This is a genomic window from Paenibacillus litoralis, from assembly GCF_046244365.1.
Classification (GTDB): domain Bacteria; phylum Bacillota; class Bacilli; order Paenibacillales; family NBRC-103111; genus Paenibacillus_V.
The window spans coordinates 1284439-1307987 of the sequence record NZ_CP176395.1 but is presented as its reverse complement, the minus strand read 5'-3'; the positions used below and the strand labels follow the sequence as shown (position 1 = coordinate 1307987).

The window sequence follows — 23549 nt, the reverse complement described above, 5'->3', positions numbered from 1 at the left end:
GGAATTTCCGACATCAAGATAACGAATTGAATTCATTACCGTATTTGCAGAGGAACCGGCTTTACGGAATAGGAATGGGGTATTATGGGTTATTTAGAAAAAATGTCAGGTGCTGGCCGCGTCATGGAGAGTCTTACGGAAATGGCCGACAGTCAGCAAGTACCGTCAAGCAACCCGAATGAACAATCGTCCGGCATGCGCAACGAGTTATTCAGAAGAACGTTTCAATCGGAGGAAGTCAGCTCGGCCTGCGAAAAAATCGCTCATGAGTTTCAACTGACTTTGCGTGAATTCGAGCTGCTTTTCCACTTGTCCCTCTACGGATTCAGCAACAAGGAGCTGGCCAGCGTTCTTGTCATCTCCGAAAAAACGGTCAAAAACCACATCGCCAACGTCCAGCGCAAAACCAATACAAAATCGACCAGGGAGCTGATGTCCCTGGTCATTAACCGAAAGTAAAGCCGATTTATCGTTCACTCCCGTTACAAAGGTGCCTGGCCCATTCGGTAAAGGCGCCATGAAGCGGGGGCGATTTCGGGATAGCCTTCCGCCTTCAGCCAAACATATACCCAGCCTTCCCAAGACTCGTAAGCATCCTGGATCCAAACGCGCTCGTAAACGTTCGCTTGTCCGGGTCCGTAATACTCTTCCAAGTCGTCCATCGCCCGCAGTCCTTCATCCGAAACGGTGATCCATTCGCCCGCGACGTCCAGACCGTCCTCCGAGAGCACGAGCGCCGGATAGTCCCCGATATCGTACAGCCTGCCGCGCAGCGTACCCGGCGTTGAAGCTGTCGTATAGGGAGCCGCTATGTGGTTGTTTGATTGTCCGCTCAAAAGCGTACCATATACGAAAACGCGGTTCATTCCGTTTCCGCCGTCCTTTCCAAGCCGTCCTAATCCTATCCTTATGCCCGTTATGCCCGTTACACTTGTTAACAGCCCAACCGGATCACTTGCTCGCGTCTGGGACCGACGGAAACGCAGCTGACAGGTACGCCGCACTGCCGTTCGACGTAACGGACGTACGCTTGCGCTTTCTCAGGCAATTCGCCGAACGTACGAATATGCGAAATGTCCGTTTGCCAGCCCGGCATCGTTTCGAAGACGGGCTTCGCTCGATCCAGTCCGACGGAAGCCGGGAACAGCTCCGTTCTTTGACCGTCTATTTCATAGTAGCTGCAAACCGGAATGTCGGCAAGATAGCCCAGCACATCCAAATTGGTCAGCGCGATTTCCGTCGCCCCCTGAACGAGACAGCCGTAACGCGTCGCTACGGCGTCGAACCAGCCCACCCGGCGCGGCCTTCCCGTCTTCACGCCGTATTCGCCCGCATCGCCGCCGCGCTTGCGCAGCTCTTCAGCCTCCGCCTCGAACAGCTCGGTCACGAAGGGACCGGCGCCGACGCAGCTCGAGTAAGCCTTCGTGACCGCAACGACCCGCCCGATCGAAGCGCTCGTAACGCCTGCGCCGACGGCTGCATAGCCGGCCAGCGTCGAAGACGACGTCGTAAACGGATAGATGCCGTGATCCGGATCGCGCAGCGCTCCAAGCTGGCCCTCCAGCAAAATATTCGCGCCGTTCCCGGCGGCTTCCCGGAGCAGCGCCGTCGTATCGCAGACGAACGGCGCAAGCTGAGCCGCATCGTCTAGAAGCTGCGGCAGAAGCGCTTCGGCATCGATCGGAGGCTCGCCGTACAGCTCGCGCAGCAGCACGTTTTTGGCGGCGAGCGAAGCGTTCAGTCTGGCGCGAAGCCGGCTTTCGTCATAGAGATCGGCTACCTGAACGCCGATTTTCATATATTTATCCGCATAGAAAGGCGCGATCCCGCTCTTGGTCGATCCGAACGCCCGGTCTCCGAGACGCGCTTCCTCCAGCTCGTCAAATCGCTTGTGATAGGGCAGCACGATCTGCGCCCTGTCGGAAACCCGCAGCTGCGGCTCCGGCACGCCGCGCGCCAGCAGCCTTTCCCTCTCCGTAAGCAGCTGCCGGATATCAAGCGCAACTCCTGGCCCGATCACATTGACCGTGCGCTGGCGAAATACGCCGGAGGGCAGCAAATGCAGCGCAAATTTGCCATACTCGTTAATGATCGTATGTCCCGCATTGCCGCCTCCCTGATAACGCACGACGAAATCCGCATCCTCCCCCAGCAAATCCGTCATTTTCCCTTTACCCTCGTCTCCCCAATTCGCACCTACTATAGCCGTTACCGTCACATCAATTCCCCTTCCGTTCGGAATGATTGCTGCTAGCTTACAACTTGATTGTAGCCGACCCTTGCATATAAATAAAATTGATATTTTATATAGTTGATATTAAAATTACTAATATCTAATGCAAGGGGGAGATAGATCCCGATGATCGCCAACATGGATTGGTACCGCGTTTTTTACTTTACCGCCAAAGCGGGAAGCTTATCCAAAGCCGCGGAGCAATTATTCATCACGCAGCCTGCCGTAAGCCACTCGATCAAACAGTTGGAATCGAAGCTTGGAGGCGCGCTCTTCTTCCGCACGCCGAAGGGCGTGAAGCTGACCGCCGAAGGGGAAGTTTTGTTCAAATATGTGGAGCAGGCTTATAACTTCGTGGAGACGGCCGAGAAAAAAATCGCCGAAATGCATCTCCTGCTCGCCGGCGAGCTGCGCATCGGCGCCGGTGACACGCTGTGCAAGCACTTTTTACTGCCGTACCTCTCTTCCTTTCATCAATCCTATCCGCAGGTAAACATCCAAGTGACGAACCGGACGACGAAGGAGACGGTCAGCTTGCTGAAGGAAGGCAAAATCGACCTCGGCATCGTCAACCTTCCGCTCCCCGCTGCCGACAGCATGCTTGCCGTACAAGCCAGCATTCCAATCCGGGACGGCTTCGTCGCAGGCGAGCGGTACAAGCATCTGGCCGGCAAGCCCCTCCCGCTCCCGCAATTTCGCGGGCTGCCTCTCATCATGCTCGAGCAAGGAAGCGCGTCGCGCCGGTACGTCGACCGCTTTTTTCTGAGCCACGATATCGTCCTGCAGCCCGAAATCGAGCTCGGCAGCGTCGACCTGCTGACCGATTTTGCCAGAAGCGGCTTCGGCATCGCTTGCGTCATCGAAGACTTCGTCGACACCGGCAGCGGTTCCGGTTCTCCGCTGTATCCGATCCGGTTGGAGCTGCCGATCCCTCCCCGCAACGTCGGCTTGATTACGCTCAAGGACGTGCCGCTTTCCCCCGCGGCCAAGCAGCTGATCGCCCTGCTGCCTTGAACCAAAAAAAAAGAAGCAGGGGATAAGGATCCTCTGCTTCTATGTCGCCGTATTTTTCATGACATCCCGCGTCTTCACGATGATTTTGCGGATGCTGTCTTCCGACAGATGATAGCTCTGGATCAATTCCATGATCGTCCAGCCGCTTTTGTATAACCGGTATATTTCTTTGTTTCTCCGCTCGATGATCAGTTTCGTTCCGTTATTTTCTCCCCAGCCCGCGCGTTTTTGTTCTCTCTTGGGGATATATACGATTTCTCCTTGAATATACTCCTGAAGCTGCTTAAGCAGGCTAGGGGGAAGAATATCCTTTCCGTTTTTGTAGCTCACTACGAACTACCTCCTCGATTAATGTGCTTTGTTTGACGGCTGCGTTTACTTCCGATACTGCGATTCCTGCAAAAGTCCGATCTTTCATTTTAAGCCTCTCCTTTCTGTTCGTTTTATTTTTTGGGTTTATTAAAGACAATAAAAAAAACACGATAACCATAATCGTGCCTGTGCGTACTGCATATACGGTCAGGTGACGGTTACATCGACTTGCGCGGCTATTCAGTTAACACCCCAATAGGAAATGCACTCTCAAATGTTACCACTGCAATCACTCCTTTCACCTGGATTTAAGTTCATTGGTTATAGGGAAACGTTCCCATTATATAACATAAATGGTGCTGCTGCAAGCTTAACTTTCATTAAGGAGCTTGAGTCAGCCCCGAATCGCTATGTATCGGAGTTGAAATAGAGCGTAAAAATTTTATCGAGGGAGGCCCGAGAGCCTCCCTCGCTTAGAATGTCTCTTCGCTGCTAAGCGAAGATCACCTCAGCTGTAGTAATCACGTTTGACCACTCTCCTTTCTCGCATCCAGCCCCGGGCGCTGTTCCCGAAACCGGACAATGGGATATGCCGGCATCTATATTAACGCATGAATGCAAGCTTCTCCTCAAGGGAGAGAACGCTTATAAGGAATCTTTCCCATAGAAATTGCTCAATCATGCACGGCGCGCTAGTGCGGCTATCAAGCGTGCGTAAGCGGCAATCTAATTTCAACGGTCGTTCCCCGGGCTACTTCGCTTTCAATATGTACGGTTCCCGAATGCTCTTTCATAATTTTATAGCAAACCATCAGGCCCAGCCCTGTCCCTTTTTCCTTCAGGCTATAAAAAGGTTCACCTAGATGAAGGATTCTATCCTGCGGTATGCCGCAGCCGTGGTCGGTTATCCGAACCGAAACCGTGTCCGGCCCGATCCGTTTCATCTTGATTTCGATTTGGCCTCCCTGAGGCATCGCTTCTATGGCGTTTTTCAAAATATTGATAAATACTTGTTTAAGCTGATTGCCATCGCATTCGACGAAAGGAAAATCGGCTTCCGTTTCCATCGTAATTTGCACATTGTGCATGGTGGCATACGGATAAAGTAAAGTGGTGACTTGTCCGATTAACACCCTTAAATCATGCCGGTGAAATCTTACCGCTTGCGGCTTCGCTACGGTCATAAATTGATTGGTGATCCATTCCATTTGTTCGATTTCGGACCGCATAATGTCCAGGTAATTCCTGCTTTTCGCGTTTAGTTGGGACTCCAGCAAGCTTAGAAAGCCTTTGAGCGTCGTGAGCGGGTTGCGAATTTCGTGGGCAATCCCTGCCGCCAGCTGACCGACAACGGCAAGCTTCTCGGATTTGCGCAGCAATGCTTCCGTATGCTTCAATTCGGTAATATCGCGCCCAATGACCACAAGCCCTTTGCGCGCGCCATCCGTATGATAGACGGGAATTTTAAAAATATCGCAAACCGTGTCCCTTCCGCTCAGCTTCGGGATGTTTTCTTGTCCCCTTATCAGGCTGCCGGTTTCCCAGGCCAAAAGATCGGAAACCATGCATTGCAGCAATGTTTCCCGATAAAACCCGTTGCATTCGGCAAGCTCACTGTCCGTTTTGCCCTGATAGTCGACGTTATCCAATTGGAACGTGACAAGCGCAGTATGATTGGCTTCTATCCATCTTCCTTGATCGTCCTTAAAGACGACAATATCGGGCAAGGCATCAATTAAGGTTCTAAGCCGTTTCTCGCTTTCCATCAGCGCTTCGCTCATTCGCTTGCGTTCCGTAATGTCTTTGGATATGAGGACATAGGCTACCGGATTGCCTTTGCTGTCAAAGAGGGGCGAGGCGAAATTGCTGATATCGATCAGACTGCCGTCTTTGCGTTGTCTAATGGTGTCGTAGGCGATGACGTTCTGTGAATGAAGCAGTTTGATTTGAATATCCTCGATTTCCTGTTTCAGGTGATCGGGGATAGTAGGGAGTTCTTTGCCCAGCAGTTCCTTCTCCGTCCAGCCGAAAATGGTTTCGAACGATTTATTTGCTTTTACGACACGAAGATTGGAGTCGACTACAGTGATAGCATCTTCCGTGTTCCGGAGGTAAAACTCGAGTTGTTCTTTAGTAGATTTCAGATCTTCGAAAATTTGCTGACTGGGCGTAATGTCGCGCGCCGTTTCAAAAACGCCCACAACTTCATTTTCCACGATGACCGGAAAGCTTTTGACGATCACATCCAGAACATGCCCCTGTTTATGCCGGAAAGCAGCTTCGTATTCATAATGCATCCCCCCAGCCGCATGAGCAAAAGCCCGCAATCGCTGATCTTCGTTCTTCGGGACGATAAGACTATGGAGATTCGCGCCTCTTAGCTCCTCCTCCTCCTCAAAACCGAGCATTCTTGCGGCAGCCGGATTTGCATCGGTAAGCGTTCCTTTTAAATCGTAAGAGAAAATGGCATCCGGATGGTGTTCGAAAAACGACATGTACAATTGATCTTGCTGCGGAGCTTTTTGGCTTGGAGGAGCCTCGTTATCGATAAGATGCGCCCGGTTTGCAGGGAAAAGGTGAAGATTCGGCAAATCGGTAAAGCAGCCGATATCCGGCGGAAGGACATGCACGATGGAGCCGATAGGCATTCCGCCATAATAATAGGGCGAGAGCTCAAACTGCCACATTCCGATTTCCCAGTTACCTTTGAATGGAAAAGATTGCTGAATGAACGGGGTATTTTGCAAACGATGGTCGGGGTGGATCCACCCCTCTTCGTATAACTGACGGGATGCTTTGACGACTCGCCCCCCTCGGTCCAATACGGCCAGCGGCAGGGTCGTCTTTCTCGTCAATTCCCCAAAGTGATGAGACAGCCGATAGCGGTCCGCCTTTAGTTGGCTGCACAACATATTTTCGATCGCTTGGGCCGTTGAAACGACGGCATCGAGCATTTTCGGAGGATTCGACGTCCAAAAGCAAGATACATTGACAATACCGATGATTTTGCCCGTTGCCGGATCGCGTACGGGGGAGGCGGAACAATTCCAGGATTGTATCTCATGGCAAAAATGCTCGCTGGCAAACACCTGAATCGGCGCTTTGGTGGCCAGTGCCGTTCCGATTCCGTTCGTTCCTGCGCTTCCTTCGCTCCAATCGGAGCCGAGGGAAAGGTTAACGTCCTCCGCTTTCAATAACAAAGGCAATTTGCCGTCACAGTAAACCACTTCGCCGGCCGAGTTGCAATACGTCATTAAATAACCGCTATCAACAGCCACGTTCTTCAACTTCTTTAGAAGCGGTTCTACCATTCGAAAATAAGGATCGGAGGCAACAAACTCTTGAACCTCATCTATTGCTAAGTTTATGGAAGCTTTGCTATGCAAAGGATTCACGCCTTGGTCAAGACAGCGCTTCCAAGAAGCATGCGTCGAAGACTCGATACTGAGTTGCGACTGGCTTCCGGTAATAAACTTTTCCCATTCGCGCTCTAGCGTCACTCGATCTTCTTTAAGGGGTGCACGATTACGGATGAATTTGTTAGTCATAACAAACGCCCCTCTACTGTGTAGGAGTCTACTAGTGCAGGTTTATTTTATCACATGAAATGCCACTGCGAGAAGCATTCGCTTCAAGGCCGACCTTGAAGAGACGATAGAAAACATAAAAATCCCGCACGGCTCCGAAAGATCCGGAAGATGCGGGCTATTCGTTAATTTTTTATGAAGCTTTCTAGTCGTGAACAACCCGCCAATTCCCGTTAACGGTTGCCTCGATCGTTCCGCGCTCAAGAATATAATTCGCGATAAGCTCGGATATGTCCGTCGGAATGTCGCGAACGACCGGCTTGCCTTGAAACATCGTATAATAGCCTCCTCCGCCTGCACGGTAGTTATTCATCGCCACGTCGAACTCCGCCCGCAAGTCGATAGGCTCTCCCCGGTACCGCAAAACCGTCACCCGCTCCCCCGGAGGACGGGAAACGTTCAGCTCGTACTCGATGCCTTCCCACATATCGTAATTGTAATGCTGCGGCTTCGGCTCGCTGAAGGCGGGACTTACGCGGTAGCCGTCTCCGGAATACGTATCGAAATATTGTGCCGACAGTTCAAGCGCATCGCGAATATCCTGTCCTGTAACCCGGATCACTTTAAGCGTGTTCGGGTAAATGTAATTGGAGACGACATCCCGCATCGTAATCTCCGGCTTAAAACCGGGCGAAGTATTGTCAAACAGCGCCGTGTTTGCAAGTTCCGTGCCGGCCGTCTCCATCTGCACCTTGTTGATGAATTCGATCAGCGCCGTATCGCGTGTCCGCACCTCCATCGGGTCTGCCACGGTCATATCTCCGATTGCCCGTCCGATCGGCTGGTCCAGCCAAAGCTGCGTCTTCGCTTCATACTCGCTCACAAGTCCGACGATCGCCGAATCCGCTTCGACGCCGTCCACGGAAAGCAGCTGCGATGTTTTGCCGACAATATGCCAGCCGCTTTCCCCAAGCTCCAAAACGATATCCACCTTCCCTGCGTAGCGCCCTTGATTGGAGGGCTGAACGACCGTCACGCCGTTAATGGAAGCACCGGCGATCGCGCGGTGCTGGTGACCGGTCAGCAGCACATCGATACCCTCCACCTCCATGCACAGCCGATAGCCTTGGTTTTCTCCGGTCTGAGGCTCCGTCGGTTCGCCGGTTTCAAGCCCGCGCTCGAAGCCGCCATGATAAGCGACGACGACGATATCCGCCTTCTCCTCCCGCTTGATGTATGGCACCCACTCTTTCGCCGTATCGACGGCGTCCCGGAACTCCAGCCCAGCAATATGAAGCGGATTCTCCCAATTCGGGATATACGGAGTCGTCAAGCCAAGCAGTGCCAGGCGGATGCCGTCACCGAACGTTCTCACGATATAAGGTTTCCCGAATAAGGGCTCGCCGCTCGCAGAGTCAACAATGTTAGCGCTTAGCCATGGAAAACGGGACTCGCTCACCGCCTTGGTCAGCACCTCCATGCCGTAATTAAACTCGTGATTGCCGAGAACAGCGGCGTCCGCTTGCAGCTCGTTCAATGCGATAACGCATGGATCGGCCGGTTCATTATCGATTCTGGCATGATAGTAAGACAGAGGCGTCCCTTGAATCAAGTCGCCGTTGTCGACGAACAGCACGTTTGCATGGAGCGCCCGTTCGCGTCGGATGAGCGTGGCAATTTTGGCTAAGCCTGCTTCCATCAGCTCGTTATTGGCATATTGAATCGGCAAAATGGTGCCGTGCAAATCGCTTGTTTGCAGGATCGTCACCCTGCTTTTCCGACTATCGTCGCTCATCGCCATCCGCCTTCCATAGCGTGTATTCTTTTGCTTCATACTATAGCATAAAGCCTACTGGAGATTGAAAGGTTTTGTCGATATTTTACAATAATTTCACTCTTCTCCCTACAGGAATGTGCTATATTAATTACGTCTGAGATCATAAATTTAACAGGAGGTCAAATTTTTATGATTAAGAAATTAGCAGCTATCGGCTTTTCCGCAGTGCTGGCCGCTACCGTGTTCACGGGATGCACCAAGAAAGAAGGAGGCAGCTACGTTCCGAAGGAATTGAAAGTCCAGTTCGTCCCTTCGCAAAACGCGGAAACGCTGGAAGCGAAAGCGAGACCGCTCGAGAAGCTGCTTGGCGACAAACTCGGCATCCCTGTTAAAGTAAGCGTCTCGACAGACTACAATACCGTCATCGAAGCAATGGCCTCCAAAAAAGTAGACGTCGGCTTCCTGACGCCAAGCACGTACGTACTTGCTCACGACAATAAAAAAGCGGCCGATCTTTTGCTCCAAGCACAGCGCTTCGGCGTAGAGGACGGAACCGGCAAAGCGACGACCCAGCTCGTTGATTTCTACAAATCCATGATTATCGTCAAAGCCGATTCCCCGATCAAAGAATTGAAGGATCTGAAAGGCAAAAAAATCGCTTGGCAAAGCACCTCGTCGGCGGCAGGATACGTTTACCCGGCTTACGAGCTGACGAAAGTCGGCCTCGATCCGGAAAAGGACGTAAAGGGTACTGTCGTGCAAGGACATGACAAGGGCGTGCTCGCCGTTCTGAACGGCGACGTCGACGCTGCAGCCATTTTCCAGGATGCCCGCAACAACGTGCTTAAGGACGTTCCGGACGTCTTCTCCAAAACAAGAGTGCTTGCCTACACCGCTGCAATTCCTAACGACACGATCAGCGTCCGTACGGACATGAGCCAAGAATGGAGAAAGAAAATTTCCGACGCCTTTATCGCCATCGGCAACGACCCGGAAGGCAAAAAAGTAATCGCCGACGTATACACGCATCAAGGCTATGTCGTAACGGAAGACAAAAACTTCGACTCCGTACGCGAAGTTGCGAAAAAAATCGGCTTTAAATAATGGCGCTTATGCTCAAGAACCAGGGGACTGTCCGAATCGGACAGTCCCTTTCCCGTTTGCTCCGAGCCTCCGCTGCTGCACTGCCCCAAGACAAACAAAGGCCGCCCCCTAAGACGGGACAGCCTCCTTCTAAAGCCTTGCGGCCCTTATACGATCTTCTTGCGGATATACCCCGAGATCAGGTCGATGATCGTGACCATCACGATGATGCCTAGTAAAATGATGCCGACGCGCGGCCAGCTTCTCCCCTCCAGCGCAAACAGCAGCGGCGTCCCGATCCCGCCCGCTCCGATCATCCCGAGGATCGACGCAGAACGCACGTTAATTTCCAGACGGTACAGCGTGAACGACATGAAATCCGGCAAAACCTGAGGCAGCACTGCATACCATATCGTCTGCAGCCGATTGGCCCCGCAGGCGGTGAGCGCTTCAGCCGGACCGAGATCGAGATTCTCGATACCCTCCGAGTACAGCTTGCCGAGCATCCCGATGGAGTGCAAGCCGAGCGCGAGCACCCCTGCGAAAGGAGTCGGACCTACCGCCTTGATGAACAGGATCGCCATAACGATTTCCGGGAACGTCCGGATCGCGCTGAGCACGAACTTGCCGCTTCCCGTCATCCATTTGCGCTTGCTCATATTGGCTGCGGCCCAGAACGCGAACGGCACGCACAATACGGCGGAAACGAACGTCCCCAGCACGGCGATCGCCAGCGTATCGAGAAGTCCCCGAAGGAGATCTTCCCCTTCCGGTAAATACACGTAATCCCAGTCCGGATGAAACAAGCCGTAAGCGATCGACCTTGAGACGGTCCCCGCCGTCTCCTTGAAGCCCGAAAAATCGATTCCCGTTATCGACCAAGCGTACAGCGCGAATAAAAAGACGGCGACGAGCCAGAAACGGATGCGAAACCGCTTCGGTTTTAGGATAGGGTTCGACGTTTTCATAGCAGTTTCTCCCGGATTTTAGTACTTACATAATCGATAATAATGACGATTACCAGCGTCATTAGGATAATCGTGCTAGCCCGGTCATAGCGAAGCAGATCGAGGGATCCTTTCAAGAGCAGGCCGATTCCTCCCGCACCCACCAGCCCGAGCACGGCGGCCGCCCTGACGTTTACTTCGAATGTATACAGCAAATAAGCGGTAAACTGTGCCGTCACTTGCGGAATGACGCCGAAATGGATCCACTGCAATTTGCTTGCTCCTACCGAGGTCATCGCTTCCAGCGGTCCGGGATCGATCGATTCGATCGATTCGTAAGAGAGCTTTGCCACAAGCCCGAAGGAAAAAAAGCTGATCGCCAGCGTCCCTGCGAACGAACCCAGCCCGAACACGGCGACGAAAATACCGGCGAACAGCAGATCCGGAATCGTCCGTACCAGATTGAGAATAAACCGCGCGGGCAAATACAGAAACGGCGATTTGGTCACGTTGCGCGCGGCGAGAAGCGCGATGGGAATGGCGACAAGCGCACCGGCCGTCGTCCCGATTACCGCCATCTGCACGGTTTCGAGCATCGGCTTCCAAACCTTGTCGAGATAGGCCAAATCGGGCGGAAGCATCTCCCAGATCAGGCTGCCCATCTCGGGAAACCCCTGGAAAAACTCGAGCAGGGTCACTTCCGTTTGATAGGCGCTGCCGCCAAGCAGAACGATAAGCAGCACAACCGTCATGATCGTTTTTATATTCGAAGGTTTTTCGGGCAACCGCAAATTCGTCATGCTTCGGCCCCTCCCAGCACCTCGTCCTTCTTGATAGGGCGTCCGTAAATGTCCATAAACCGTTCGTCGGTCGCCTCCGATACCGGCCCGTCGAACACAATCTCGCCGGCTCGCAGCCCGATGATTCGGGTCGCATATTGCCTCGCCAAATCGACAAAATGAAGATTCACCACCGTCGTGATGCCCAGCTCCGTATTGATCCTTTTCAGGTCGTCCATGACCTGCTGCGTCGTCAAGGGGTCGAGAGAGGCGACCGGCTCGTCCGCCAAAATGATTTTGGCCTCCTGAGCAAGCGCCCTTGCGATCGAAACCCGTTGCTGCTGCCCGCCGGACAACTGATCCGCACGGACATACGCCTTCTCCAAAATATTTACGCGGTTCAGCGCTTGCATCGCCAGCTCGACGTCCTGCTTCGGAAACAGCCCGAGCAGCGTGCGAATCGTAGAATGATAGCCTACTCGGCCCGAGAGTACGTTGCGGATAACCGAAGAGCGCTTGACGAGATTGAAGCTTTGGAAAATCATCCCGATATCCCGCCTGATATGGCGAAGATTTTGGCCGTAAGCAGCCGTTATCGACTTGCCGTCGATCAATATTTCACCCTCCGTAATTTCGTGCAGGCGGTTAATGGAACGCAGCATGGTCGATTTTCCGGCTCCCGAAAGCCCGACTATGACGACGAATTCGCCTTTACCGATTCGGAGGTTAATATTTTTGAGGCCTACGGTACCGTTCGGATACATTTTTGACACATGGTTAAATTGAATCATCGAATACCCGCCTTCTCCAAGTCAGTGGTGATATCATGGATACTATTCGCTATTTTTCGTATTTTTCCTTTTTAAAGAAATTGCAAACGTCAAAAAGACCAGCCTTTCTACCGAAATGTAGAAACCTGATCTCCGCTCGTCGCTCTCTTGAGAAATATTTGGGATACTTCCCCTAGGCCGCTTGGTTCTAACGCACCATCGCCGCTTCGCAGAACTGTTCCTTCCACGGAGATAGGGCAGGCAGCTCATCTAAGAGCGTTTGGGCACGCTGTGTATAGAGCGACTGGATCACATGCGCATATTCGATACAGCCCGACTCCTTGATGGAATGGGCCACGGATTCCGCGTCCGCCAAGAAGGCTTCCTCCGACAACCGTCCTTCGTAATAGCCGGCAATGGACGGGAGCTCTTCGCGGCAGTGCTCGAGCAGAAAGAAAACGGGAAGCGTCTTTTTTTTGCGCCGCACGTCGCTCTTGTCGTCGAAGCGCACCACATCTCGCGCGTCGTTGCGGATTTGCGAAGCAATCCCGATACAGCAAGCCGCTTCGTCCATCCGTACAGCCGTTTCGCGGCCGGTGGACCCGGTCGACGCATACCCCATGTAACAAGCGAAGCGCACGAGCGCCCCTGCCTTATCCGTAACCATTTGAATATAGTCCTGCTCGCTCGCTACCGAGCCGTTCACGTCGTTATGCTGCCCGCCGATCGACTCGGCTACCATTCGGCATACGTCGGCAAACGGCATACCCGTTTCATTTTCCTGCGGCATCAGCCGCCCCAGCTCGGCAAGCCCCCCCACGAGAAAGGCAAGTACGGCATTCCAGGCGTATTCGGGCGGACACAGCATCCAGCTTTTCTCCTTGTTGTCCTTGTCCTGCAAATCGTCGGCAATATCGGCGGCCAAGGCAATCATTTCGGTCAATGCCGCAATCCGGTACAGATGAGGGGAATTCCCGCCCAGCATCCGGTGAACGAGCAGGGTCAGATCGGACCAGACGGAACGTTCCTCCGCCTTGTCCGCCGCAAACCTTTTCATCCACTCGCGCAGATCGCCGGGCTTAAAATAGCTGTCGATGACCGCATACACTTCAGCTCGGACTTGCTCCCTCATCATTTTCCCCCGTTCTATGATCCGGCTTTGCTTTGCACATATTTCTCGATGGCTTGGGCTTTCGATTTCACGCCGAGCTTTTCGTATATCTTTTTCAAATAGTTGTCCACCGAACGCTTGCTCATGTGAATTTTGGAAGCGATCTGCTCGTGCGTGTCCCCTTCGATAATCAAATTCATGATCGTCAGCTCTTCCGGCGTCAGCAGCGTTTCTCCCGTCGAATGGGGATTGAACATCCGCATTTGCTGAAACATGGAGATCGGGATGGCCGTCTGCCCGTCCAGCAAACAGCGGAAAGCGTTAAGAATCGTCGTTTCGCCGGATTCCTTCGAAATAATACCGCTTACCTTAAGCTCCAGGAAAGAGTTGACGAGATCGCCGATTTCCTTCCCGGTAAAGATCACGACATGTATGCCCGGAAAGCGGCTTTTGATGGCTTCCGTCACCACGGTCCCCGGATGATCGGGAAGCTGATAATCGAGAAACACGATGTCCGGTTGATTGTTTTCCAAAAAATCTAGGCACGCCTGTCCCGTTCCGGCTATGCCGACCACTTCTACGCGTTCGATTTGCTCGAGCAATTGTTTGGTCGCCTGCGCCACCAAAGGATGATCGTCCACTACAAGCACTTTTACAAGTTCGCTCATGCCGTTAATCCTCCATCCATGCCGTTCATCGGCAGCGTTATCGTATACCTGACGCCCCTACCGACGCCTGTATCCAGCTCCAGTTCACCGTTTAAATAAAGCACGCGGCTTTTAAGCTGCTCCATGCCGATGCCTGAAGCGCCGATGTCCCTGACGACAACCCGATCGGTATCGAACCCGACCCCGTCGTCCTCGTACATTAAACGAAAGCCCCCTTTCATAGACGACAGTTTGATACTGACTTTCGTTGCTTGCGAATGCTTCTTTGCATTATTAATAAGCTCCTGAATCATGCGGAAAACATGGCGTTTCGTCTCCATATCCCTTAATTCGATGCCATCGGCTCCTTCCGCGCGGAATTCCAGTTCGAACGGGCACAGCAGCGCTTCTTGGTCAACAACCTTGCGTACGGTACGGATTAAACCGACTTCCTGCAGTAAATGCGGGTGCAGCTCGAAGCAGCTTTGCCGCAAATTCGTGTTGATGATCTCCACGTATTCGATCATGCCGTCCATCTGCTCGGTATCCTCCTTCGTCATCGCATACCGCTTCATGACCGTAGAAATCCGCCGTTTCAGGAAAAACAAATCCTGCATCGTCGTATCGTGCAAATCGTTCGCGATCCGGATGCGTTCCTTCTCCTGCAGCTCGAACATCATCTTGCGGAACCAGACGAATTCGTTCGCAGCCTTTTCGTCGCTCGGCATATTCGCGGCCAATTCCTGCATTCTTACCGTCAGCTTGCGGATCAGATACAGGTTCTCCAAGCTGACGGCCAAATACGAAATAATCAAATTCAGCCACTGAATTTCTTCCATCCCGAGCATCGTGCTCGTTTTCTTCTTCGTCATGATGAGAAAGCTGGTATATTCCTCATGGCGGTTAATTTCAAAGCAGGTAAAAGACGGGTGATCGAGCCGCCCCTCCGCCACGAGCTTCTCTACCTCCTCCAAATCGATTTCACCGGCGTTGATCAGTTCGATATTCTCTTTATATTTGAAGGCGATGACGCCGCCATAAACCTGTAGGATGCCGACAAGATCGACCAGCACGATGTCCTTCAGATCCCGGAAGCTGGAGATGGAGCCGAGCGTTTTGGAGATTTTTTTGAGCGCCTGATTCAAATGATGCTTGCGCGGAAAAATGACGGGCTCCAGCTTCGTCGTAAAATATTCGAGCGAGTACAGCACGAAAGACGTGATCGAAACGATAAAAATATACAAAAGCAGCAGTCGCTCGGCAGATGCTTCGCCCGGAAAGCTAAGCGCGATAAGGCCGATAATCATCGCACTCGGCACAACCGAAACGAGCGTCGTGAGCATGATGCGCCGCATGACGATGTCGATGTCGTAAAGCTGCTTGGTCATCATTAAATAAGCGAACGAAACCGGGAAGAACAGGATGAACCAGCTGGTATAGGCCGAGCTGATAATGAGTTTCCCTGTCAGCAGCAAAGGCAGGAACGAGAATAAGATCATCGGAGAGAAGGAAATGAACAACGAAATCCACACGATCCGGACCAGCTTGGACGCGTACGATTGCTCTTTCCGGTACTTGATAAGAAGATGGGAAAGCAAAAAGAAAATGATTAAAATGCCGGCAATAAAGAAAGCGGTATCCGTTTTGGAGGCAATTCGGTAAGCCGAATAAGCATAAGCCCCATCCAAAAAGAAGAAGGATTTGATCAGAGCGTAAGCTGCAGGAACCGCATACAAGTACTTGAGGAAACGAGCGTTAAGTTTAATGCTGCCCCTATCCCTGAAAAAGACGATCAAAAAATGCAAAAACAATGTCGGAACCAGCGTAACGGCAGTCGCAATACACAGCTTGCCGAGTGCATCTCCCCGAATAGACGCTCCGTTGCTCATAAATGCAACGGCTCCGTTCAGGAACACGAGGGATAAGTATTTGGCCGATACGGAATGCCCTGCTTTCATATATAAAAGAAGCGCTAGAAAAAAACATACGATTTCGGCAACAATCGGTACCAAATTGAACAAGGCGTTACGCGGTACGTCCTTCATATTTACGGAAATGCGTTCGCCATGGCGTTCGAAAAGGACCGTATCGGCTTGCTCGATGTAGCGCCATTTCATGACGGAAGTATGCTCGTTTGGATCTTTCCCGTCGATGGCTCGGACGACATCTCCCACTCGAATATTTAATTTCTGCGCTTCGCTGGCTTTATCGAAAGAGCGGACTACCCATTCATGCGCTTTATTCTGCTCGACGGCTATACCTAGATAAGGAGATTTTAGTGCAATGAAGGCGAACCAAGATTGCGCAATAATGCAGGAGGCTAGCACAATAATGAATATTTTATTTCGTCTCATAAAATATCTCCTTATCATTACCTTTATTTGATATAATAGCCTTGTAAAAAATTGTCGAAGGGGGTCATGGATTCATGCAAGCTGTCGTCTGGTCACCGCAATTAAGCAACATTGTCAAAAGCTTGAAGTCTTCCAAAACCGAAGTAGTATCCGCTCAGTTTGGTCATTCGTTGTCGAAAGCGGAAGAAAAGGCTGTAAGAAATGCATTTGACTCCGAGACCGATCGCAAAATCGAAGTAAAAGAAGCTTGGATGTAGTACATTGTTCAATATTTTACCAAACAAAAACGAGATTGTATATTGGCGAAGTCCAATATACGATCTCGTTTTCTATTTTTCGAGCAAGCATTTTGCGCAAAAACACCAAAATTTTTACGGTTGTGCGCATCCGTTTTGTGCTGCTATTGGGACAAATTACCTGTAATATAAAATTATAAATCTGCTAGAAACGGATGACGAACCTATGGATACTAAACAATTCAACCGATGCTTCGATCAAGCTTTCCGCGACGTATTGACACAGCAGACCACGCAAATCGAATTGCCGCCCGACTCCGTTATTCAAGCCTCCTGGTCCGTAGTTAGCAAACGGATGGAGCAAGAACGGCAGCAGAGGCTACTACAAACCGTATGGACGCAAGGAGAATGGATCAATGCAAGTATTAAGCAATGAAGTGCTCATTCACGTCTATAATCAGGCCCTAGAACAAAAATTGGACGCTGATTTCATCCATCTGCTGCAGGAAGAGATGAGGAAGCGCAAGCTGGACTTTCGCAACGGCGGATTCTCTAAACAACGTTAATAATAAGGACGACTGCAAATGATGCAGCCGTCCTTTCTTTTTGTCTTGCACGCGAAGAATGCCCCGTCATGGACTACAGCTTGTCCGCCGCGATGAGAAACGACTTCGGAATCCCCTTGTCGAACACATCGGACGAACGGTTCGGCTCTTCGAGCAGCGTCCTGATGTACAGTCCTTCCGCCGCGACCGCCGTGACGATTTCGCCAAGCGTCCAGCGGCGCTGAAGCACTTTTTTGAGAGGCGCAGGGTCGGACCCGGGCAAAAACTTCTCGTAAGGCACCTCGACCTCATGCACCGATTCGTCAAAATAATCGCCGTCCACTTTATGCTTGCGGATCGTATGACGGGTGCCCTTGGAGGAAATCAGCTTCGTCGTGATCGGATGGAAATCCTGCAGCACAAGCCGTCCGCCTTGCTTCAGCAGATCGGCCACAACCCTCATGAGCGGAGCGAGCTCCGTAAAATAATGCAGGATGCCGAACTCCATCAGCACGATATCGTAATCGCCGCTTCTTTCCGTCTCCGGCAGCTCCAGAACGTCGGCCACCACGTAGCGAAGCGGAACCCCCGCTTCCCGCGCGACCTCCTCCGCGTACCGCGCATTCTCCGCCGCGATGTCGACCACGGTCACATCCGCGCCAAGCAGCGCCAGCGCAACCGCTTTGCCCCCGTGGGAGCCCAGCAGATTCGCCGTCTTTTTCCCGTTCAGCTCGCCCATATATGAAGCAAGCGTGCCTAGCCTCGCGGCAGGGTTCGCCTTTATTTTATCGGCCGCCTCGCGCGGCGTCCCGAATCGCTGCAGCCATGCGGCGTACGGTCCTTGATTCCATGCCTCGCCGTTTGCCGAACGATGCTCCTTGTCCATCTTATAGAATCCTCCTAATTAACCTAGCAAGCAGCTAATCATCGTGAGATACGCCGCTAATTGCCCATATTAGCACTAGCATACACAATCGCACCTCCAATTACCACCATAATGAGCCTTCGATCGAATGATCGTATCATTGTCTTCAATACGGCCATCTACTCGACTACCATCGATCATAAAGTAAGGTCCAACCGCTTATCGGCAGACAACAAAAAACTCCGTCCCTTGCGGCAGTGCCGCATGGAACGAAGCTGTTTGCCGGGAAGGAAGTGCCGGATTCTGCGGGTACCTGGCCTTCCGCTCCCTTATGCTTTCATTACTTCAGTGTAATCGTTTTGACGACGTTGCTATCGCCTTTCAATTCCACGTTTTGGTTGACGTTGAGCTGTGCTCCGGCAGGATTGATGACAACATCCGGAGAAACGGCGTAAGGAACTTGCACAACCGAACCGTTAACCGCTTGGTTCAGCGTAATTTGAATGATTTTTCCGTTGCTGCTGACCACTTTGTCATAAACCGAGCCCGTTACCGTAAAACCGGTAGCCGGCGTTTCGGTTCCGGATTTCGTCACTTCGACGAAGATCGCAACATTATTGAAGGAACGGATTTTCACTTCGTCGCCGACTTTCAGATCGGTTGCGCTAATGCGAACGCCGTTGCGGTAAATAAAGGCGCCCGGGTCGAGCGTAACGTTAACGGTTTGGCCGTTGCGGAGTACGGACAGCACCCCGTTGTTGAAGGCTGCGCTAACTTTGCCTTCGATGGCTGCGCTATCGCTCATTTGATCGCCTGTGCGGTCAAGCAGTGCGGCAAGCTCGGCACGCGTTACGGTACGGTCAGGACGGAACGTGTTGTCTTCGTAGCCGTTGATCAGACCTTTTTCTACCGCAACCGCTACATAGCCTACAGCGCCGGCAGGGATTTTATCCGCATCCTTGAACGTCAGCTTCGTATTCATTTTCGCTTTTGCTTCGCCGTCAAGCTTCAAAGCTTTAACGAGCAGCATCGTTGCCCAGAGGCGGTCCGCCGCTTTATCCGGTTGAACGGAAGAATCCGTTTCTAGGAACAGGTCGTTTTCTACCGCAACGGCTACATAGCCGACTGCCCAAGGATATTTGCTGGCGATTTTGTCAGCGTCCTTGAAGTTCAGCTGCGTTTTCATTTCTTCTTGCGATTCCGCTTTATCGCGAAGTCCCATCAGACGAACGGCTGCTGTAATCGCTTCGATGCGGTTGATCGGTTTACGCGGTTGGAACGTGCCGTCCTCGTAGCCTTCGAATACACGCTTGGATGCGAGGCTTGCGATGTTTTTGACCGCCCACTCCACGTCACCGCCGCGAACGTCGTCAAAATCAAGAATGATTTGCACGTTATTATTGCCTACTTGCACATAGTTGTTCGTTACGGAGTTGCCTTTGTTGCCGTTATTGTTATTGTTATTGTTATGACCTTTGATGATCGAGGGACGGTTTTTCCAGTCGTCCTTGTCGTTCCCTTTCCCTTTGCCGTCGGCAAAAGCGGATACGGAACCGCCCAGCACCATCGCAGCGGCCAAACTCGAAATTGTCAGTTTTCTAATCACTTTAAACTTGTTCATGTTACACTCTCCTTGGATATTATTGGATATTCTCGGATGTACGTTCCTTTCGAAACCGGCGGCCATGTCGGTTTGTAGGAATGGAGGGAACTGAACTCTCTTCGCGAAGGAGGTTCCGGTTGCCCGGTTATGCTACAAGGTTTCGCCGAGGTCATTTTGTTTATGGGGGTACACCGACAAAATGTAACCGGATACGTCAGGGACTTGAGCAGCATAAACCGGCTCGCACCGCGCTGTGACAAGGACTTTCTCACCATCCGCGAAAATGGTAGACTAGGGTAGGACACTCGGCGTTTTAGGGCTAAAGCGGGTTCGCCGTAATGATTTTGAGCCATACATAAGAAAGCAGGGGATTGTTCAAATGCGACAACATCGACAGGATAAACGTATAGGCGCAAGCGGGAAAAAGAGGGGCGGATGGCTGATCGGGGGCGGCGTGATTGCGGTCATTCTGCTTGCCTTCGGCTTATACGCCTTTTGGAGCAATAAAAATGATGAAGAACCAAGAACGGCATCGGAAACGTCGCCTTCGCCGATTGCCGCGACGGCTTCTCCGAAATCCTCCGCATCGCCTACTCCGACCCCGGCGCCGCCGCTTCCGGAGGAAAAGGTCGATGTCGTGCTGATCGGCAGCGAGATGGAAGGCATGTATCTGGCGCGCGCAGCCAAGGACGAAGGCTTGACCGTGAAGATTTTGGATCCCCGGGCCAAAGCGGGCGGCCAACTGATCCAGGGGGAAATGCTGTTTCTGGACGAAACGAAGGACGATGCCGGACGCTTGATGGTGCAGGGCCGCGCGAAGGAGCTGTTCGACGGCTTCCGTAACGGCAAAATTCGTAAGCTCTCCGAGTTTACGTCCTATTTCGAGAAGCTCGGCAAGGACATCCCGATCGAGAGCGGCATCGCCATCGACAGCATCGAGACGGCACCGGGCCTGAACGGCAGCCAAGCGATTCAATCGCTCGTTTATACGGACGGCCAAAAAACCAAGAAGAAAATTACCGCTTCCTATTTCGTCGAAAACAGCGATTACGCCGCTTTCGCCAGCAAGCTTCAGGTAACGCGATTGCCGGGCTTGGAGAAGTTTTACGGACAGGACAACATCGAATACATGAGCGCCGGCATGATGATGAAATTCAAGAACGTCGACTGGAAAACGTTCAATGCCTCCTTCAACGCCTTATCCCAGGAGGAGAAAAATAAAAAATACGGCGGCGGCTATGTCAACGAAAGCTACGCCATAGGCTTGAGCGGCATGACAAGCGCTTATAAACCGTCGAACGACCGGGTGTTCCTGAGGGGGCTCAATGCCGTTAGCCAGCGCGACGGCGAGGTCATTATCAACGCTTTCCTGATCTACACGGTCGACCCGTCCAACCAGCAATCCGTAGACGAAGCCATCGAGCTCGGGAAGAAGGAAATGCCGCTCATCCTGAACCATTTCCGCAAGTCGATCGCCGGCTGGGAGAAAGCCGAGCTGAACGGCTTCCCGCCGTACCTGTACATTCGCGAATTCAATCATTACGAGACGGATTACGTGCTGAAGGTATCGGATGCACTCGGAGCCCGGATGTTCGAGGACAACGTAAGCATCGCGGGGTACCCGCTCGATTTGCAGGGAACGAGCGCGAACAAATGGGGCATCGAGATGGGACGGCCTGACAAGTACGGCATGCCGCTGAGGAGCTTCCTGCTTAAAAACTACGAGAACGTCATCATGGCGGGCAAAAACGTCGGCTCCTCCGCGATTGCATACGGCAGCGCTCGTATCCAGCCGAACACGGCGCTTGCGGCCGAGTCCATCGGCGTCATTCTCGGCCAGATCAAGGACAAGAAGAAGCTGCGCCAGCTCGATGCTTCCGACTGGACGAAGCTGCATCCGTATTTGGAAACGAAATACCAACTCAAGCTTACGGGCGTCAAAGGCAACAACAAGATCGCCGGCTGGACCGAGGATGAGATCAAGAAGCTCGATACGGGCGAAATCGTCTATCCGACCTATATCAAAAAAAGAAAGCCGTAGCGCGATTGCGCTGCGGCTTTTCCTTGTCGATCAATCCATTTTTTATGCCGATCCGGTCATGTTTCGCCCGCCTCCGACGGATCGGAATTCTTTAGTTTACATTCATTACTTCCCCGACTTTATCTTCATCATTTTCCTGTACGATGAAACCAGTTGAGTTTCATAGGAGGAAGATCAAGATGAGGATTTGGGAAATTTGTCTGCTGGTTATTAATTTTGGCCTGCTGTATTGGGCATTTATTTCGAACCGGAAGCCCGGGAAAAGTTCCGTCATGTCCTTGGCGGTTGCCCTCGGTTTGGTTATTGTGCAGCTTGCCGCGGAAGGCGGACGCTGGCAAATGGTTCCCGCTTACTTGACGCCATTCACTCTGCTTGTTTATTTCTTTTTGGGCAAGCGGAAGGAGGGGGGCAGAAGCCGGGTTGCGCTCACGGTTCAAGCGGGGCTGTTGTCCGTATTTTTGTTGATCTCGGTCGCACTGCCCGCTGTCATGCCTGTATTCTCGTTCGAGAAACCGACGGGGCCTTATCCGGTCGGAACGGCCGTGTATCACTGGATAGACGAAAACCGGGGCGAAACGTATACGGAGAACCCAAACGACCGGCGTGAGCTGATGGTGCAGATTTGGTACCCGGCAGCCGCAGGCGACGGGAAAAAGCGTAGCCCCTATCTCCGGAACGCATCCAAAGTAAGCGGGGCCATCTCATCAAAAATGATGGGACTTCCAGATTTCATGCTAAACCATCTGGGATTGGTCAAAACCTATTCTTTGCCGGAAGCCCAGGTTTCGGACTCGGAAAGCCGTTATCCCATATTGATTTTTTCCCACGGGATGACCGGATATCGCAATCAAAATATGTTTCAAATCGAGAATCTAGCAAGTCACGGCTATATCGTAATGGGTATCGATTACGCCTATGAAGCGGCTGCCACCGTCTATCCTGACGGACGCGTAGCCTTGAGCCGAACCGGCCCCGACCTGACTTCCAATGCCAAATACGAGGAACATCTCCCGCTATGGGTCGCCGATGCCAACTTTGTGCTCAATCAAGCGGAAACGCTCAACCGAAACGATCCGGCCGGCCGTTTTAGCGGCAAACTGGATATCGAACGAATCGGCATGCTCGGACATTCGTTCGGCGGAGCCGTTACTCTGCAAATGATAAAGAACGATTCTCGCGTGAAAGCCGCCCTGAGCATGGACGGCGGGTTTTATGGGCAGCCGGTTTCCGAGAAGGGACTCGGAAAGCCGTTCTTCATGATGTATTCGGAGGAGACGTACAAGAAGGTTATGACCTCTTTCGACGATGTCGCGGGCAAGGCGGGCGTGGGGAGGCGGGAAGCGTTCGAAGCGCCCAGGAAAGAATACATCCAAAAGTCGGGCCGTGCTTTGGCTGGCGGCGGTTTATCCTTACTCATTCCGGGTTCCAAGCATGCAAGCTACTCCGATCTTGCGTTATTCTCTCCGCTCTTGGGATTAAGCGGCGCAGATCCGCGGAGGGAACATCGTATCGTGAATGAATTCAGCGTCGCCTTTTTCGATCGGTACCTAAAAGGAAAAGACGATTCTGCGCTCCAAGGCTTGGCTGCCAAATACCCGGAAGTACATTTTCAAGCGAACAAATAAGCATGCACCCGCTTAAAGCCGGTCGAGCGCCTACTGGATGGCAAACAGATCGAGGAGTCCGGAGGCATCCTCCGCTTCGG

General features: G+C 52.2%; 21 protein-coding genes. 8 read left to right on the top strand and 13 right to left on the bottom strand.

What is annotated here, in order from left to right; genetic code table 11:
* The first annotated feature begins 84 nt into the window (after positions 1-84).
* Entirely contained in the window at positions 85-459 is a 375-nt protein-coding gene (locus tag ACKGJP_RS05585) for a helix-turn-helix transcriptional regulator (protein ID WP_409344693.1), read from the top strand.
* A 23-nt stretch (positions 460-482) separates the two neighbouring features.
* Here the strand turns inward: ACKGJP_RS05585 and ACKGJP_RS05580 are convergent, their stop codons facing one another.
* Together ACKGJP_RS05580 and ACKGJP_RS05575 are read right to left on the bottom strand one after the other, a co-directional pair.
* Positions 483-866, bottom strand: a complete 384-nt coding sequence (locus ACKGJP_RS05580) for a gamma-glutamylcyclotransferase (protein WP_409344692.1) — start codon at positions 864-866, stop codon at positions 483-485.
* A gap of 68 nt (positions 867-934) precedes the next feature.
* Positions 935-2218 (bottom strand): adenylosuccinate synthase, encoded by a 1284-nt coding sequence (locus tag ACKGJP_RS05575; protein ID WP_409344691.1) that lies wholly within the window; start codon positions 2216-2218, stop codon positions 935-937.
* 141 nt (positions 2219-2359) lie between these two features.
* Between ACKGJP_RS05575 and ACKGJP_RS05570 the strand changes: the two genes are divergently transcribed.
* On the top strand, positions 2360-3247 hold the full coding sequence (locus tag ACKGJP_RS05570; RefSeq protein ID WP_409344690.1) for a LysR family transcriptional regulator: 888 nt from the start codon (positions 2360-2362) through the stop codon (positions 3245-3247).
* A 39-nt stretch (positions 3248-3286) separates the two neighbouring features.
* On the opposite strand, the gene ACKGJP_RS05565 is transcribed toward ACKGJP_RS05570, so the two are convergent.
* The 3 genes from ACKGJP_RS05565 to ACKGJP_RS05555 all read right to left on the bottom strand — a co-directional run bounded on the left by ACKGJP_RS05565 (position 3287) and on the right by ACKGJP_RS05555 (position 8881).
* A complete protein-coding gene (locus tag ACKGJP_RS05565; protein WP_409344689.1) occupies positions 3287-3577 on the bottom strand; it encodes a CD3324 family protein in 291 nt (96 codons plus the stop codon).
* A 686-nt stretch (positions 3578-4263) separates the two neighbouring features.
* Entirely contained in the window at positions 4264-6837 is a 2574-nt protein-coding gene (locus tag ACKGJP_RS05560; RefSeq protein WP_409344688.1) for a PAS domain S-box protein, read from the bottom strand.
* A 454-nt stretch (positions 6838-7291) separates the two neighbouring features.
* Entirely contained in the window at positions 7292-8881 is a 1590-nt protein-coding gene (locus tag ACKGJP_RS05555) for a bifunctional metallophosphatase/5'-nucleotidase (protein ID WP_409344687.1), read from the bottom strand.
* Positions 8882-9052: 171 nt separating this feature from the next.
* Between ACKGJP_RS05555 and ACKGJP_RS05550 the strand changes: the two genes are divergently transcribed.
* Positions 9053-9967, top strand: a complete 915-nt coding sequence (locus ACKGJP_RS05550; protein ID WP_409344686.1) for a phosphate/phosphite/phosphonate ABC transporter substrate-binding protein — start codon at positions 9053-9055, stop codon at positions 9965-9967.
* 146 nt (positions 9968-10113) lie between these two features.
* Here the strand turns inward: ACKGJP_RS05550 and phnE (ACKGJP_RS05545) are convergent, their stop codons facing one another.
* The 6 genes from phnE (ACKGJP_RS05545) to ACKGJP_RS05520 all read right to left on the bottom strand — a co-directional run bounded on the left by phnE (ACKGJP_RS05545) (position 10114) and on the right by ACKGJP_RS05520 (position 16554).
* Positions 10114-10914: a phosphonate ABC transporter, permease protein PhnE gene (gene phnE / locus ACKGJP_RS05545; protein ID WP_409344685.1), complete on the bottom strand. Its 801-nt coding sequence runs from the start codon at positions 10912-10914 to the stop codon at positions 10114-10116.
* A complete protein-coding gene (gene phnE / locus ACKGJP_RS05540; protein WP_409344684.1) occupies positions 10911-11693 on the bottom strand; it encodes a phosphonate ABC transporter, permease protein PhnE in 783 nt (260 codons plus the stop codon). Before phnE (ACKGJP_RS05540) ends, phnE (ACKGJP_RS05545) begins: the two co-directional genes overlap by 4 nt.
* On the bottom strand, positions 11690-12463 hold the full coding sequence (phnC, locus tag ACKGJP_RS05535; protein WP_409344683.1) for a phosphonate ABC transporter ATP-binding protein: 774 nt from the start codon (positions 12461-12463) through the stop codon (positions 11690-11692). The genes phnE (ACKGJP_RS05540) and phnC overlap by 4 nt, the downstream gene beginning before the upstream one ends.
* A 187-nt stretch (positions 12464-12650) precedes the next feature.
* The gene (locus ACKGJP_RS05530) at positions 12651-13574 is read right to left on the bottom strand and encodes a polyprenyl synthetase family protein (protein WP_409344682.1); all 924 of its coding nucleotides are present in this window, start codon (positions 13572-13574) and stop codon (positions 12651-12653) included.
* 14 nt (positions 13575-13588) lie between these two features.
* Positions 13589-14221, bottom strand: a complete 633-nt coding sequence (locus ACKGJP_RS05525) for a response regulator (protein WP_409344681.1) — start codon at positions 14219-14221, stop codon at positions 13589-13591.
* Positions 14218-16554, bottom strand: a complete 2337-nt coding sequence (locus ACKGJP_RS05520) for an ATP-binding protein (protein ID WP_409344680.1) — start codon at positions 16552-16554, stop codon at positions 14218-14220. Before ACKGJP_RS05520 ends, ACKGJP_RS05525 begins: the two co-directional genes overlap by 4 nt.
* A 74-nt stretch (positions 16555-16628) precedes the next feature.
* Between ACKGJP_RS05520 and ACKGJP_RS05515 the strand changes: the two genes are divergently transcribed.
* The 3 genes from ACKGJP_RS05515 to ACKGJP_RS05505 all read left to right on the top strand — a co-directional run bounded on the left by ACKGJP_RS05515 (position 16629) and on the right by ACKGJP_RS05505 (position 17356).
* Entirely contained in the window at positions 16629-16811 is a 183-nt protein-coding gene (locus ACKGJP_RS05515; RefSeq protein WP_409344679.1) for a hypothetical protein, read from the top strand.
* A 205-nt stretch (positions 16812-17016) separates the two neighbouring features.
* Positions 17017-17226 (top strand): hypothetical protein, encoded by a 210-nt coding sequence (locus ACKGJP_RS05510; protein ID WP_409344678.1) that lies wholly within the window; start codon positions 17017-17019, stop codon positions 17224-17226.
* Positions 17207-17356, top strand: coding sequence for a sporulation histidine kinase inhibitor Sda (locus ACKGJP_RS05505; RefSeq protein ID WP_409344677.1), 150 nt, complete (start codon positions 17207-17209; stop codon positions 17354-17356). The genes ACKGJP_RS05510 and ACKGJP_RS05505 overlap by 20 nt, the downstream gene beginning before the upstream one ends.
* Before the next feature lie 73 nt (positions 17357-17429).
* Here ACKGJP_RS05505 and ACKGJP_RS05500 read toward each other — a convergent pair whose 3' ends face one another.
* The gene (locus ACKGJP_RS05500; protein ID WP_409344676.1) at positions 17430-18221 is read right to left on the bottom strand and encodes a class I SAM-dependent methyltransferase; all 792 of its coding nucleotides are present in this window, start codon (positions 18219-18221) and stop codon (positions 17430-17432) included.
* A gap of 319 nt (positions 18222-18540) precedes the next feature.
* The gene (locus ACKGJP_RS05495; RefSeq protein ID WP_409344675.1) at positions 18541-19821 is read right to left on the bottom strand and encodes an S-layer homology domain-containing protein; all 1281 of its coding nucleotides are present in this window, start codon (positions 19819-19821) and stop codon (positions 18541-18543) included.
* A gap of 361 nt (positions 19822-20182) precedes the next feature.
* Between ACKGJP_RS05495 and ACKGJP_RS05490 the strand changes: the two genes are divergently transcribed.
* Both ACKGJP_RS05490 and ACKGJP_RS05485 read left to right on the top strand, forming a co-directional pair.
* Positions 20183-21844: an FAD-dependent oxidoreductase gene (locus ACKGJP_RS05490; RefSeq protein WP_409344674.1), complete on the top strand. Its 1662-nt coding sequence runs from the start codon at positions 20183-20185 to the stop codon at positions 21842-21844.
* 179 nt (positions 21845-22023) lie between these two features.
* Positions 22024-23469 carry an alpha/beta hydrolase family protein gene (locus ACKGJP_RS05485; RefSeq protein WP_409344673.1) on the top strand — a complete coding sequence of 482 codons (1446 nt, stop codon included), beginning with the start codon at positions 22024-22026 and terminating at the stop codon, positions 23467-23469.
* The last annotated feature ends 80 nt before the right edge of the window (positions 23470-23549 follow it).

What these genes read in the sequence shown, in the direction of transcription:
- ACKGJP_RS05585 (WP_409344693.1), top strand. Translation starts at nt 85, where the DNA reads ATGGGTTATTTAGAAAAAATGTCAGGTGCTGGCCGCGTCATGGAGAGT.
- ACKGJP_RS05580 (WP_409344692.1), bottom strand. Translation starts at nt 866, where the DNA reads ATGAACCGCGTTTTCGTATATGGTACGCTTTTGAGCGGACAATCAAAC.
- ACKGJP_RS05570 (WP_409344690.1), top strand. Translation starts at nt 2,360, where the DNA reads ATGATCGCCAACATGGATTGGTACCGCGTTTTTTACTTTACCGCCAAA.
- ACKGJP_RS05555 (WP_409344687.1), bottom strand. Translation starts at nt 8,881, where the DNA reads ATGAGCGACGATAGTCGGAAAAGCAGGGTGACGATCCTGCAAACAAGC.
- ACKGJP_RS05550 (WP_409344686.1), top strand. Translation starts at nt 9,053, where the DNA reads ATGATTAAGAAATTAGCAGCTATCGGCTTTTCCGCAGTGCTGGCCGCT.
- phnE (WP_409344685.1), bottom strand. Translation starts at nt 10,914, where the DNA reads ATGAAAACGTCGAACCCTATCCTAAAACCGAAGCGGTTTCGCATCCGT.
- phnE (WP_409344684.1), bottom strand. Translation starts at nt 11,693, where the DNA reads ATGACGAATTTGCGGTTGCCCGAAAAACCTTCGAATATAAAAACGATC.
- phnC (WP_409344683.1), bottom strand. Translation starts at nt 12,463, where the DNA reads ATGATTCAATTTAACCATGTGTCAAAAATGTATCCGAACGGTACCGTA.
- ACKGJP_RS05530 (WP_409344682.1), bottom strand. Translation starts at nt 13,574, where the DNA reads ATGAGGGAGCAAGTCCGAGCTGAAGTGTATGCGGTCATCGACAGCTAT.
- ACKGJP_RS05525 (WP_409344681.1), bottom strand. Translation starts at nt 14,221, where the DNA reads ATGAGCGAACTTGTAAAAGTGCTTGTAGTGGACGATCATCCTTTGGTG.
- ACKGJP_RS05520 (WP_409344680.1), bottom strand. Translation starts at nt 16,554, where the DNA reads ATGAGACGAAATAAAATATTCATTATTGTGCTAGCCTCCTGCATTATT.
- ACKGJP_RS05515 (WP_409344679.1), top strand. Translation starts at nt 16,629, where the DNA reads ATGCAAGCTGTCGTCTGGTCACCGCAATTAAGCAACATTGTCAAAAGC.
- ACKGJP_RS05510 (WP_409344678.1), top strand. Translation starts at nt 17,017, where the DNA reads ATGGATACTAAACAATTCAACCGATGCTTCGATCAAGCTTTCCGCGAC.
- ACKGJP_RS05505 (WP_409344677.1), top strand. Translation starts at nt 17,207, where the DNA reads ATGCAAGTATTAAGCAATGAAGTGCTCATTCACGTCTATAATCAGGCC.
- ACKGJP_RS05500 (WP_409344676.1), bottom strand. Translation starts at nt 18,221, where the DNA reads ATGGACAAGGAGCATCGTTCGGCAAACGGCGAGGCATGGAATCAAGGA.
- ACKGJP_RS05495 (WP_409344675.1), bottom strand. Translation starts at nt 19,821, where the DNA reads ATGAACAAGTTTAAAGTGATTAGAAAACTGACAATTTCGAGTTTGGCC.
- ACKGJP_RS05490 (WP_409344674.1), top strand. Translation starts at nt 20,183, where the DNA reads ATGCGACAACATCGACAGGATAAACGTATAGGCGCAAGCGGGAAAAAG.
- ACKGJP_RS05485 (WP_409344673.1), top strand. Translation starts at nt 22,024, where the DNA reads ATGAGGATTTGGGAAATTTGTCTGCTGGTTATTAATTTTGGCCTGCTG.